We start from the raw sequence: 12254 nt of genomic DNA, 5'->3' as shown, positions 1-12254 counted from the left end.
TTTCCGCTGCGGAGCCCCCCGTTAGTCGAATTTTTCGACTAACGGCCAAGGCTTTCCGCTGCGGAACCCCCCGTTAGTCGAATTTTTCGACTAACGGCCAAGGTCTTCCGCTGCGGCCCCCCCGTTAGTCGAATTTTTCGACTAACGGCCAAGGTCCTCCGCTGCGGAACCCCCCGTTAGTCGAATTTTTCGACTAACGGCCAAGGTCTTCCGCCGCGGAGCCCGCTGTAAGTCGATTTTTTCGACTAACGGCCAAGGTCCTCCGCTGCGGAGCCCCCCGTTATTCGATTTTTTCGACTAACGGCCAAGGTTTTCCGCTGCGGAACCCCCCGTTAGTCGATTTTTTCGACTAACGGCCAAGGTCTTCCGTCGCGGAGGATCGTGTAAGCCGATGATCTCGGCTTTCCCCTCCCAGCGAATGATTGGATTGCCAGTCGAAGCGTGAAGGCGGCGCCCCCGAGCGAACCAACCGCAAGCCGAGGCTTGTCTTGCTCGCCAAGCGCTTTAATGCAAGCCGTACGCGCTGCTCGCGACAAGCGCATAGACTTCCGCGCGCTGCGCCTTATATTGCTCGAGCGAGATGCTGCCGGCGAGCAGGCGCTGGCGAAGCTGCTCGCTCAGTTCCGCCGCCTGGCTGTCGATCAGCTCGCCCACGTCCTTGCCGTTGGCCGTCGCGATGGAGGCGAGAGACCCGCCGTTGTACAGGGCGTCCCATACCTCCTCCTCGCTGCCCGCCCCAAGCATGCTCAGGAAAGGCCCGACCTCTGCGCGGGCATCGCCGGGACGGGAATCGGCAGACGTCTCGGCCGCCGCTTCCGTATGATCGGCTTCGGAATCGGCCGGGGCGGAATCGCCGTAGAAGTCCCCCTTCAACAGAACCTCGCTCGCGCTCGCTTCGTTGCTTCGGAACCCGCTTCCTATCGTGAGCATAATGGCGATCGTGCAGATCGCCAGCATTCGTTTGGCATTCATCATCTATCGTTACCTTCCTTCATCGATGCGATCATCTGTTACTTATCCTAAACGAGAGAGATTAAAACAGGGTTAACTCCCCCTTAAACTTCCTTAAGATTGGTCCTCCGCCAGCGAATAGCACGACGCGCGTCCGTAACCCGGCAAAGTCGGCTTACGGCAGCCGGAACGCCCCCGCACGAATGAAAAAAACTCCAACGCCGCCCCGGGAATCCGAAGCGAGGTTGGAGTTTTCGGTTTGGATGCCGCTTACCGCTTGTCCGCTAGGTCGCGGGCGAGCGAAGCGCCGCCTTTTTTTTACACGTGCTGCAGTTCCTTCTTCTCGACCGAGTGGCCGCCGAATTCGTTGCGCAGGGCGGCGACGACCTTGCCCGTGAACGTATCGGTCTCGAGCGAGCGGTACCGCATGAGCAGCGACATCGCGATAACCGGAGTCGCGGCTTGCAGGTCGAGGGCGGTCTCGATCGTCCAGCGGCCTTCGCCGGAGGAATGCATCGTGCCCTTGATCTCGTCGAGGTTGGAATCCTTCGAGAACGCGCGCTCGGTCAGCTCCATGAGCCAGGAACGGATGACGGAGCCGTTGTTCCAGACGCGGGCCACTTGCTCGTAGTCGAATTCGAAGTCGCTTTTCTCCAGTACCTCGAACCCTTCGCCGATCGCCGCCATCATGCCGTACTCGATGCCGTTGTGCACCATCTTCAGGAAGTGGCCGCTGCCCGCCTTGCCCGCGTACAGGTAGCCGTTCTCGACGGCGGTGTCGCGGAACACCGGCTCGACGATCGCCCAAGCTTCGGGATCCCCGCCGACCATGTAGCACGCGCCGTGACGGGCGCCTTCCATGCCGCCGGACGTGCCCGCGTCGAGGTAGTGGATGCCCTTCTCCTTCATGGATTCATAGCGGCGAATCGACTCCTTGTAGTGGGAGTTGCCCGCTTCGATGACGATGTCTCCTTGAGAGAGCAGAGGAGCGACTTCCTCCAGCACCTTGTCGACGACGGCGTGCGGAACCATGATCCACAGCACCTTCGGCGACGCCAGCGACGCGACCAGCTCCTTCAGGCTCGTCGTCCCCTTGGCGCCGAGAGCCTTAACCGACTCTACCGCTTGCGCGTTCAGGTCGAACGCGACGACTTCGTGCTTGTGGTCCATCAGGTTTTGCGCCAGGTTGAAGCCCATCTTGCCCAGTCCGATAAGTCCTACTTGCATGATTAATCTCCTCCAATTGGAGCCCCGGGCGAACCGGGGCTTCTCTGTGTAGTGGGTGAAGCCGGGTATGGTCTCTCTATATAGGAAAAAAACGATTAAGCCTGGAAGGCCAGCTCGAGAGCCTTCGGATCGAGCCACCACCGGAAGCCGTCCTCCCCGAGCAGCTTGTCCGAAGCTTCGGGACCGTTGGAGCCGGCGGCGTAAGAATGAAGCGGCACGGAGTTGTCGGCGAACGCGTCGAGAACCGGCTGAACCCATTGCCAAGCGAGCTCGACTTCCTTCCAATGGGCGAAGAACGTGGAGTCTCCCTGCAGCGCGTCGGAGATCAGGCGCTCGTAAGCTTCCGGAAGCTCCGACTGCTCGGTGGAGAAGTCCATCTCGATCGCTTCGATCTTGCCTTCGTTGCGAGGGTTCTTGCCGTTGAAGCGGAAGGAGACGCGCTCGTTCGGGTTGATCTCGATGACGAGCAGGTTCGGCTCGGTCTCTTCCCCGCGCGACGAGTACAGGCCCGCGGTCGGGTTCTTGAACTCGACGACGATGCGGGTCGACTTCTGGGACATTCTCTTGCCGGTGCGGATGTAGAACGGAACGCCCTGCCACTCCGGATTGTCGATCCACAGCCGGGCGGCGACGAACGTGTCGTTGCGGGAGCCCGCCGGAATGCCCGGCTCGTCGGCGTAGCCCGGAACCGGCTTGCCGTTCAGCGTCCCCGCGGCGTACTGGCCGCGGACGACGTGCCGCGCGACCTCCGGCTTGGCGATCGGGCGCAGCGCTTCGATGATCTTCCGCTTCTCCGCCCGGATCTCCTTGGCCGTGATCCGGCTCGGGAGGCGAAGGGCCGTCATCATGAGCACCTGCAGCATGTGGTTCTGGAACATGTCGCGGATCGCGCCCGACTGGTCGTAATACCCGGCGCGCTCTTCGACGCCGACCGTCTCGCTCGCGGTGATCTGCACGTTGGCGATGTGCCGGTTGTTCCATACCGCCTGGATGACCGGGTTGGCGAGGACGAGCGTCTCCAGGTTCTGCACCATCGTCTTGCCGAGGTAGTGGTCGATGCGGAAAATCTCGTCTTCCTCGAACGCCTCGCTCAGCTTGGCGTTCAGCTCGCGCGCGGTGGCGAGGTCGTGCCCGAACGGCTTCTCGATGATCAGGCGCTTCCAGCCGCGCGTCGAGCCGAGGCCGCTCTCCTTAATATGCGACGCGATCACTTCGAAAAATTCCGGAGCGACCGATAAGTAGAACAGGCGGTTGTCGGGGATGCCGAGCTCCGTCTCGCGGGATTGCACGAGCTTCAGCAGCTTGGCGTAGTCCTCCGGATGGTTGACGTTCAGCGGGTGGTAACGGAACGCCGAGAGGAACTCGTCCAGCGCGGGGCCTTCCGCGGCCGGGCGGCGGGAAAATTCCTTGAGCGATTGCCCGACGTTGCCCTGGAATACGGCGTCGGGAATCTCCTTGCGGCCCAGCCCGATGACCGTGAACGACTTCGGAAGCTTGCCGTCCAGGTACATATTATAAAGGGCAGGGTAAATCTTCCGTTTGGCCAGGTCGCCCGTGGCGCCAAACAGAACGAAAGTCATGGCTTCCATAGTATGATTCCTCCTAGGACTCACTCCGATGTCGGACGAGGGTCGCGTCCTTCTCTGTGTCAATCCGTCGCATTGCATGACAGAGCCAATCTTACACCTGGTGGGGGGGTTCGTCAACTATTCTTGTCGGAATTTCTCGAAACCCGGGAACCAGCGTCATGACAGCGTTTTCGCTGGTTGGAGGGCGAGCGGGGAGTCCGTTCGAGGCCGGATGGCGGCGTAGAGAAGAATCATTTTCATGCATAAATATACAAAAAAACGACCGACCTCTAGGTCGGTCTTCCTACGTTCGCGGATTCGGATCCCCGCTCGGACATGCGCCTACTTCCGAATGAGAACCGGAGTGTCTACCTCCACCTGGTCGAACAGCCACCGCACCGACTTGTTATGCATCCGGATGCACCCTTCGGAGACGTACTTGCCGATCGACTTCTCGTTGTTCGTCCCGTGAATTCCGTAGGCGTAGGAGGTCGTGCCGTCCTTCAGCGTGACCTTGAGCCCGAGCCAGCGGTCGCCGAGCGGGTTCTTCGGGTCTCCTCCCTTGATCTTCCCTTTGTAATAGGGGCGGTTCTTGATCTTCTCGCGAATGACGAACAGTCCTTCCGGCGTGTAGGAAGGCTTCTTGCCGGTGGCCACCGCGAACGATTTGACGAGCTCCCCCTTCTGGTAATAGAACAGGCGATTGCGAGATTTATCGATGACGATAAAGTGCGAGTAGCCGGCGTATTTCTCGGATAATGCCGTCGATTGCTCCGCGGCCGCGGCGCCGTCGGCGTAGGCGGGGAGAGCGAGGAGAAGGACGAGGGCGGCCAGAATGGCGATACTTAGACGCTTGAGCACAATGAACACCTCCAGTGATTCCCATTTATATGCGGGGACCGCCGGAGAATGAGACGGTGGGGGCCTTATTTTTTTCGACACGGGCTATGCTTCGGGTCATGGTTATATCATGACAATTCATATGACCGCGGTAACTAACGGTTGGCCGGTTGCGCCCGTATAATTGGCCTCAGAACATGCGACGAGATTGCATGATACTTAGACGCAAAGGGGCATTCATTCAATGAAACGTAGCAAGGCACGAGTACGGTTTACGCTCGCCGCGGCGGTCGCGGCGATGCTGACGGTTCCCGCTCTCGCGGGCGCCGAGGAAGCGGCTCCGGCCGCGGCCAAGCAGGTCGCCACGAAGCTGGCGGTAGAAGGGGACTTCGCGGCTCTGCAAGTCGGCAAGAAGGTATTCGTCCACGACTCGAAGTCGCAGCTGTTCCAGACGAACGGCGCGCTGCACGACGGCGAGCTGAAGGACCTGTTCATCATCCCTTACGGCCCGGCGCAAATTCCGATGGTTCTCGTCAAGAACGACAAGACCGGCTATCTGGTATTCAGCGATCTCTGGCCGGAATTCGCCAAGGGCAAGGAGAACGATAACAAGGAAGAGTACATGAGCGGCCGGATCTTCACGACGGCGCAGAAGAAGGTCGCGAACCGGACGAACCACAACTACGCCAAGCAGATCGGCGATACGGTGTACGTCTACACGGCCAACGACTTCGGCGACCTGAAGAAGGGCTATCATGAATCGTATCGCGTGAAGGGCGAGCTTCGCGGCCTCATTCTGTACGATTGCTGCCCGTACGTCGTCGTGAAGGGCGCCGAAGGCGGACTCGACGTGTACCACGCGGGCGAGAAGGGCCCGGCGCTTGCCAGCCACATCGAACTGTAAGAAGCGGGAATCCGCCGTTAATGGTTTTTTAGGCACTTGGGCCGTTCGCGGCCTTGGGTGCCTTTTGTTTTTGTATGAGTTGATGGAGCCGTTAGCGCTTATATGGAGAAAATTCATGTGTTCCGGCCAACGCTCGGCCGGCTACATGACCGTTCGCCGAAGCCTTGAGGCTCGGGCGAGAGAGCTGTTTATCCGCAAGAGCGGAAAGCCGGTACACTTTCCTCCTCACTACATGACTCTAGGGGAGTGCCCTTGGCTGCTTAGCTCGTTGTCCCGCTTACCCGCCGATTTGCCTCAGCTACTGAGATGCCGCGGTGCATTAGCGGAAAATAATAACCCCCGAACCGATTCGGTTCGGGGGTTGGTTGCTTGAGCGGCAGAAGAGGGCCGGCTTGCTCGCATCGAAGCAGCGCAAAGCGCCCGGGCCGAGAGCGCCGCCTTACTTGCGCTTCAGGGCGACGGCGATCTGGGCGGCGACCATCGCGTTGTGGTAGACGAGCTGGATGTTGGTCGCGAGGCTCTTGCCCTCGGTCAGCTGCTTGATGCGGCCGAGCAGGAACGGGGTTACCTTTTTGCCGGCGATGTGCTGGTCGTTCGCTTCCTGGAGCGCCTGGCGGATGACGCCTTCGATCTCCTCGTGCTTCATGGCGTGCGCTTCCGGCACCGGGTTGGCGATGACGGCGCCGCCGCGAAGGCCCAGCTCCCACTTCGCGCGCAGCACGTCGGCGACCGCCTCGGGCGTGTCGAGCCGGAAGTCGACGCCGAAGTCGCTCTCGCGGGAGTAGAACGACGGGAACACGTCCGTCTTGTATCCGACGACGGGCACGCCGTGCGTCTCGAGATACTCGAGCGTGCGGCCGATGTCGAGGATCGACTTCGCTCCGGCGCAGACGACGGCGACGTTCGTGTTCGCGAGCTCCGTCAAGTCGGCCGACACGTCCATCGTCGTCTCGCCTTCGCGGTGCACGCCGCCGATGCCGCCGGTCGCGAACACTTCGATGCCGGCGAGAGCCGCGCCGATCATCGTGGCGGCCACCGTCGTGGCGCCGATCTTGCCGGAGGACAGAATGTACGGGAAGTCGCGCCGGCTCACCTTCTCGACGGAGGGGCTGGTCGCGAACGCTTCGAGCTCGGCGTCGTTCAGGCCGATCTTGATATGGCCGTCGAGGATGCCGATGGTCGCCGGAACGGCGCCTTGCTCGCGGATGATGCGCTCGACGTTGCGGGCCATCTCGATGTTCTGCGGGTGCGGCATGCCGTGGGAGATGATCGTCGTCTCCAGCGCGACGACCGGCTTGCCGGCGTTCAGCGCCTCCTCGACTTCCTTGGTGAATTGAAGATAGCGGTTAATGGGGATCGCTTCCTTTCGCATGGTGGATGACTTGAGCCAATTGTTCCTCGCTTAGCCGGTCCGATACCGAATCCGACGTCTGGAGCGCGAGATGGGCGGCGGCGAGGCCGAGGCGGGTCGCCTCCCGGTAAGAGCGTTCGCGCAGAACGCCGTAGACGACGCCGGCGAGAAAAGCGTCCCCCGCCCCCGTCACCTCGACCACCTCGGTCGGAATGGCGGGGAAGAGGCCGCTCTCGTCCGTTCCGTCGGCACCTTCGCCCGAGTAATAGACGCCGCGCTTGCCGAGCGTGACGAACACGTGGCGAACGCCCCTCTCGCGGATCTTCGCGGCCAGAGCCGGGACGTCGGGCTCCGGGCGGAATTCCTCCCCGGCCAGCTCGCAGGCTTCCGCGACATTCGGGAAGATCGCGGTCGCGCCTTCGAGCGAACGGGGGAGCTTCTTCGTTTTCTCGGGGGAGATCGGATCGATCAGCAGCGTCAGCGACTCCGCCCGGCACCGCTCGACGAGCCAATCGAGGCTCTCCGCGGGAAGGTTCGCGTCCGCGACGACGAGCTTGGCGGAGGCGATGTGCGGCCACTTCTCCTGCAGAAGAGCGGGCGTGAACTTCTCGTAGATGTCCATGTTGGCGAACGCCATGAACATCTCGCCGTCCCGCTCCAGAAGAGCGGTATACGTCCCCGTTCGCTCTCCGCGGAGGATGACGGAAGGGCCGGTGTCGACCCCGAGCTTGGCCGTCTCCTCGAGCACCCACTGCCCCGCTTTGTCGTCCCCGACGAGCGTCAGCAGCGAGACGCGGCAGCCGAGCTTCGCCAAGTTCGCCGCGATGTTGCGCGCGACGCCGCCGCAGGCTTCCGTCACCGCGACCGGATTGGAAGCCGCCAGCCGCAGCGCCTGCTTGCCCTTCGCCTTGCTGTCGAGATTGGCGCCTCCGATGCAGAGGACGGCTCCTTCCTCGGCGGTCACGTACGCCCGGCCGCGAATGATGCCCTTCCGGGTCAGGGAGGCGATATGCCCGGCGACGGCGGAGCGGGAGATGCCGACGAGATCCGCCAGCTCCTGCTGCGTGATGAACGGATTCCGGCGAATATGGGCGAGTAGTTGCTGTTCGCGGTCCATAGAGATAACCTCGGGTCGGGAAGAGTGGTAAAAGCGTAAGAGTCGGCGCCCAAAAAACAAACGCAAACTTTTGTCTGTATTATAGACAATTGTCCGTCCGTCTGGCAACAAGAAAGAACTTCGCCCCGGAGGACGAAGTTCGATTAGGCTCGATAACCGCCGCGGAAATGGGGATCGAGGGAGCCGCTCCTCATCCCCGCAGCATCGGATCGAGCGAAGAGATGACGCCGGCCAGCTCGCGCGACGTGCGCTCGTACATCGCCTTCGCCTCCGGGCTGCGGGTAGCGGAGGCGAACAGCTCGAGGTCGGCCTGCGACTTCTTCAGCGTGGCGAGCAGGAGAGCTTTAGCCTGCGGAGCGGGAACCTTGAGCTTGTCGTCGTACAAGTCGACGTAGATTTGCTGATACGCGTCTACCTGGCCGAGAAACACGTTCTCGACCGTCACCCCGATTTTCTCCAGCTCCGCATGGAGCCATCCCCGGCTGAGACCGAGCGTCGCGAGCGGCTCGTCCATGTACTTGCCGTCCATAATGACCGTCTGAGGCTCCACCTCGTTGACCGTCTTAATGCCGAGATGGCTCGGCGTCAGCGGCTGCTTGTCCTTCTTCAGCAGAACGCTCAGCTCTCCGTTCGTCTCCATCACCGCGAATTCGACGTCCGCGAAGTTGAACACGTTCTTGCCCCGCAGCTGCTCGAGCAGCTCGTCCGCGGACAGTCTCTCCTTCTTCATGTTGTCTTCCAGAACCTTGCCTTCCTTGATGACGACCCGCCCGCCGCCTTCGATGAGCTGGCGCAGCTTCTTGCTCTTGAGCATCAGGAACTCGAGCCCGAGCGGAACGACGAACCAGACGGCCAGGGCGATCACGCCGTGCAGGAAATGGGCCTCCACGTCCGTCGAGAGGAAGCCGGCCAATTCGCCGAGCGTGATGCCGATGATGAACTCCAGGAAGGTAAGCTGCGAGATCTGCTTCTTCCCGAGAATCCGGGTGATGATGAACAGCATGACGAAGGCGCTCAGGGCGCGAACGACGATCTCCAACCAGCCGGGCATGCGGCTCAGTCCTCCCCCGTTGCGGATTCAGGCGCCTCGATGGCGACGGCGTGGGCGATTCCGGGGATCGAATCCCCTTGCTGCAGGGCGATCGGGGAGTGGAGCGCTCCCGTCGCCACGACGAGGATTCTTCGAAGCTCCCCTTTGCGAAGCTTGCGGATGAGATGCCCGTACGTCACGACCGCGGAGCAGGCGCAGCCGCTGCCTCCGGCCTGGACCATCTGCGTGTCGTAGTCGTAGATCATCATGCCGCAATCGCGGAAGCGCGTCTTATGCATCGGGATGTTGTGCTTGTCGAACAGCTCGCTCGCGATATCGTGGCCGACCTTGGCCAGGTCCCCGGTGACGATCATGTCGTAATGGTCGGGGCCGACTCCGAGATCGCGGAAGTGCGCGGTAATCGTGTCGACCGCGGCCGGGGCCATGGCGGCTCCCATATTGAACGGATCCTTGATTCCCATGTCGACGACCCTGCCGATCGTGGCCGCGGCGACGACGGGGCCGGTCCCCGTCTCGGAGACGACCGCCGCGCCGGCGCCCGTCACCGTATATTGGGCGGTGGGGGGCTTCTGCGAGCCGTACTCCGTCGGGTAGCGGAATTGCTTCTCCGCGCTGGAGTTATGGCTGCACGTGGCCGCGAGCGCGTGCTTGGCCCCGCCGGACGCCACCAGATAGGAAGCGAGGGCGAGGCTCTCCATCGACGTGGAGCAGGCGCCGAACACGCCCAGATAAGGGATGGTAAGGGTACGGGAAGCGTAGCTGCTGCTCGCGATCTGGTTCAGCAGGTCCCCGCCGATGTGGAATTGGACCTGCTCCTTGGTGAGGCCGGCGCGTTCGATCGCGATGTTCGACGCCTCCTCCAGCAAGGTTCTCTCCGCCTTCTCCCAGCTGTCCTGTCCGATGAGGCTGTCGCCGTGGATGATGTCGAAGTCTTCGGCCAGGGGGCCGCGTCCTTCGAACGGGCCGACGACGGCGGCCGTCGACGCGATCACCGGCTTCCGATGGAACAGCCAGCTCTGATGTCCTTTGAGCATATCCGGCCCGTCAACCTCCCTGAGTGAAAATCAAGCGGATAATCGCGATGACGAAGGCGGCGACCGTCCCGAAGACGATGACCGAGCCCGCCAGTTTGAACATATTGGCGCCGACTCCCAGCACGAGCCCTTCGGCGCGGTGCTCGATGGCGGTCGAAGCCATCGAATTGGCGAAGCCGGTGACGGGCACGGCGGAGCCGGCTCCGGCCCACTGGCCCAGCTTGTCGTAGACGCCCAGGCAGGTGAGGATAACGGCGACGATAATGAGAATGGCGACGGTCGGCGCCGCCGCTTGCTTCTTATCCATGCCTCCCCAATGGATCAGCATATCCTGGATGCCCTGCCCGACGACGCAGATGAGCCCTCCCGTCAGATAGGCCCGCAGCGAATTGACGGCCACGGAGCGCTTCGGCATGCGGCTAAGCGCCAGCCGTTGGTATTCCCGCTGCGTGGGAGTCAGTTTTTTCAATTTCTTGTTAGCCATTTCGCTCCCCCTGCTCAGCCAATTTGGTATCAGGATTCCACGGGGGGCGGATTTTTACCACGGCCGTTTTCGCGGTTATGAATTGGCGGGGAACGGGGCAGTTTATAACCTGTCCTGCCTAAAGGATATAATCCGATCAGAGAGGTGAGATGGAGCATGACGGTAGCGTCCCAAGTCAAGACATGCGTCGCCTCTTTGAAGAGCGCGCAGGCCAGCCTGGAGCAATTCGCTCTGAGCACGCAAAATCAAGAAGCCAAGACCCTGTTCACGAACGCGGCTCAACAAACGCAGCAAATCCTGAGCCAGGTGGAGACCCGCGTCCAACAGCTGGAGCAAGAGGAGCCTCAATACAAAGGCTTCTAACATTCGTCGTCCCGGACGGCGGCGGGCGAAGCGCTCGTATCTTCCGCAAGGAACCCTGCGGCTATTCAGGCCGCGGGGTTTTCTTTATGCCTTTTTTGGCGGGTGAAGGGCGGGATTCGAGGGGGATTATGGAACAGTAAACAATAATTAACGCAAGGATCCTAGTATATATCTCTATAATTCGACTTAATAATTGACGAGTCTTGGAGGTGCCCTTTAAACTTAGGGATAACGAACTCCCAATTACGAGAGAAGGGGCAAGAGAATATGAGAAAAAAGATTTGGGCGCCGCTGTTGATGTCGGTCGCCATGCTCGCCGCGACGGCCTGCGGCGCGAAGTCGAACGATAACGGCAACGCCGGGGCCAGCCCGAGCGAGAGCGCCAGCCCGAGCGCCACGGCCAGCGCGAGCGCAAGCGCGCCGGCATCCACGGATACGAAGACGTACTCGATCGCGATCTCCCAGATCGTCGAGCATCCGTCTCTCGACGCGACTCGCGAAGGCTTCCTCGCGGCGCTTAAGGACGCGGGCCTCGAAGAAGGCAAGAACTTGAAGGTCGACTACAACAACGCTCAGGGAGACCAGAGCAACAACCTCTCGATCGGCCAGAAGCTGGGCTCGCAGAAGTACGATCTCGTGCTCGCGATCGCGACTCCGTCCGCGCAAGCCGTCGTTCAGAACGTGAAGGAATCCCCGGTCCTGTTCGCGGCCGTAACCGATCCGCTCGACGCGAAGATCGTCACGAATCTCGAACAGCCGGGCGGCAACGTGTCCGGCGCGTCCGACACGAACCCGGAAGCCATCACGCAGCTGATGGACTTCATCGCGTCCGACTTCCCGAACGTGAAGACGGTCGGCGTCGTGATCAACGAAGGAGAGCCGAACGCCATCGTCATGACGAAGAAGGCGGAGGAAGCTCTCGCCGCGCACAACATCAAGCTCGTGAAGGCCGCCGTCACCAACACCTCCGAAGTGAAGCAAGCGGCTCAATCGCTGGTCGGCAAGGTTGACGCGTTCTACATTACGCTCGACAACATGGTCGTCAGCGGCGTCGACTCGATCATCCAAGTCGCCAACGAGAAGAAGATTCCGTTCTTCTCCAGCGACCGCGACACGGTCGAGAAGGGCGCGTTCGCGACGGTCGGCTTCAAGTACTTCGACCACGGCTACCAAGTCGGCGAGATGGCGGTCGACGTGCTGAAGAACGGCAAGAAGCCGGGCGACCTGCCGGTCAAGATGCAGGAGAAGCTGAGCCTTATCCTGAACCTGAAGGCCGCCGCCGCCCAAGGCATCACCGTCACCGACGAGATGAAGAGCAAGGTCGCCGATCCGGACACGAACATCATTCAATAAGCCATCTCATC

12 protein-coding genes are annotated in these 12254 nt (G+C 61.4%); 3 read left to right on the top strand and 9 right to left on the bottom strand.

Features of this window, described 5'->3' with window-relative positions:
- Positions 1-504: 504 nt before the first annotated feature.
- The 4 genes from H7B90_RS18860 to H7B90_RS18845 form a co-directional block, all read right to left on the bottom strand.
- A complete protein-coding gene (locus H7B90_RS18860) occupies positions 505-975 on the bottom strand; it encodes a hypothetical protein (protein ID WP_185137432.1) in 471 nt (156 codons plus the stop codon).
- Between the two features lie 294 nt (positions 976-1269).
- Positions 1270-2178, bottom strand: a complete 909-nt coding sequence (gene gnd, locus H7B90_RS18855; RefSeq protein ID WP_185137431.1) for a phosphogluconate dehydrogenase (NAD(+)-dependent, decarboxylating) — start codon at positions 2176-2178, stop codon at positions 1270-1272.
- A gap of 95 nt (positions 2179-2273) precedes the next feature.
- Entirely contained in the window at positions 2274-3767 is a 1494-nt protein-coding gene (zwf, locus tag H7B90_RS18850; RefSeq protein ID WP_185137430.1) for a glucose-6-phosphate dehydrogenase, read from the bottom strand.
- 321 nt (positions 3768-4088) lie between these two features.
- Positions 4089-4607 (bottom strand): L,D-transpeptidase, encoded by a 519-nt coding sequence (locus H7B90_RS18845; RefSeq protein WP_281421387.1) that lies wholly within the window; start codon positions 4605-4607, stop codon positions 4089-4091.
- A 223-nt stretch (positions 4608-4830) separates the two neighbouring features.
- Between H7B90_RS18845 and H7B90_RS18840 the strand changes: the two genes are divergently transcribed.
- Entirely contained in the window at positions 4831-5490 is a 660-nt protein-coding gene (locus H7B90_RS18840; RefSeq protein WP_185137429.1) for a hypothetical protein, read from the top strand.
- A gap of 439 nt (positions 5491-5929) precedes the next feature.
- On the opposite strand, the gene H7B90_RS18835 is transcribed toward H7B90_RS18840, so the two are convergent.
- The 5 genes from H7B90_RS18835 to spoVAC all read right to left on the bottom strand — a co-directional run bounded on the left by H7B90_RS18835 (position 5930) and on the right by spoVAC (position 10527).
- Positions 5930-6841, bottom strand: a complete 912-nt coding sequence (locus H7B90_RS18835; protein WP_185137481.1) for a pseudouridine-5'-phosphate glycosidase — start codon at positions 6839-6841, stop codon at positions 5930-5932.
- Positions 6837-7958 (bottom strand): carbohydrate kinase, encoded by a 1122-nt coding sequence (locus tag H7B90_RS18830; protein ID WP_185137428.1) that lies wholly within the window; start codon positions 7956-7958, stop codon positions 6837-6839. Before H7B90_RS18830 ends, H7B90_RS18835 begins: the two co-directional genes overlap by 5 nt.
- A gap of 190 nt (positions 7959-8148) precedes the next feature.
- A complete protein-coding gene (locus tag H7B90_RS18825) occupies positions 8149-9009 on the bottom strand; it encodes a DUF421 domain-containing protein (protein ID WP_185137427.1) in 861 nt (286 codons plus the stop codon).
- A 5-nt stretch (positions 9010-9014) separates the two neighbouring features.
- Positions 9015-10043 (bottom strand): stage V sporulation protein AD, encoded by a 1029-nt coding sequence (gene spoVAD / locus H7B90_RS18820; RefSeq protein ID WP_185137426.1) that lies wholly within the window; start codon positions 10041-10043, stop codon positions 9015-9017.
- Between the two features lie 10 nt (positions 10044-10053).
- Positions 10054-10527 (bottom strand): stage V sporulation protein AC, encoded by a 474-nt coding sequence (spoVAC, locus tag H7B90_RS18815; protein WP_185137425.1) that lies wholly within the window; start codon positions 10525-10527, stop codon positions 10054-10056.
- Between the two features lie 156 nt (positions 10528-10683).
- Here spoVAC and H7B90_RS18810 point away from each other — a divergent pair, with 156 nt between their 5' ends.
- Together H7B90_RS18810 and H7B90_RS18805 are read left to right on the top strand one after the other, a co-directional pair.
- Entirely contained in the window at positions 10684-10890 is a 207-nt protein-coding gene (locus tag H7B90_RS18810) for a DUF1657 domain-containing protein (protein WP_185137424.1), read from the top strand.
- Between the two features lie 267 nt (positions 10891-11157).
- Complete coding sequence (locus tag H7B90_RS18805) at positions 11158-12243, top strand: ABC transporter substrate-binding protein (protein WP_185137423.1); 1086 nt, start codon at positions 11158-11160, stop codon at positions 12241-12243.
- Positions 12244-12254 lie beyond the last annotated feature (11 nt).

It is taken from the genome of Cohnella xylanilytica (assembly GCF_014212175.1).
Lineage (GTDB): Bacteria > Bacillota > Bacilli > Paenibacillales > Paenibacillaceae > Cohnella > Cohnella xylanilytica.
The sequence above is the reverse complement of the archived record's forward strand: the minus strand, read 5'-3'. Positions and strand labels throughout refer to the sequence as shown.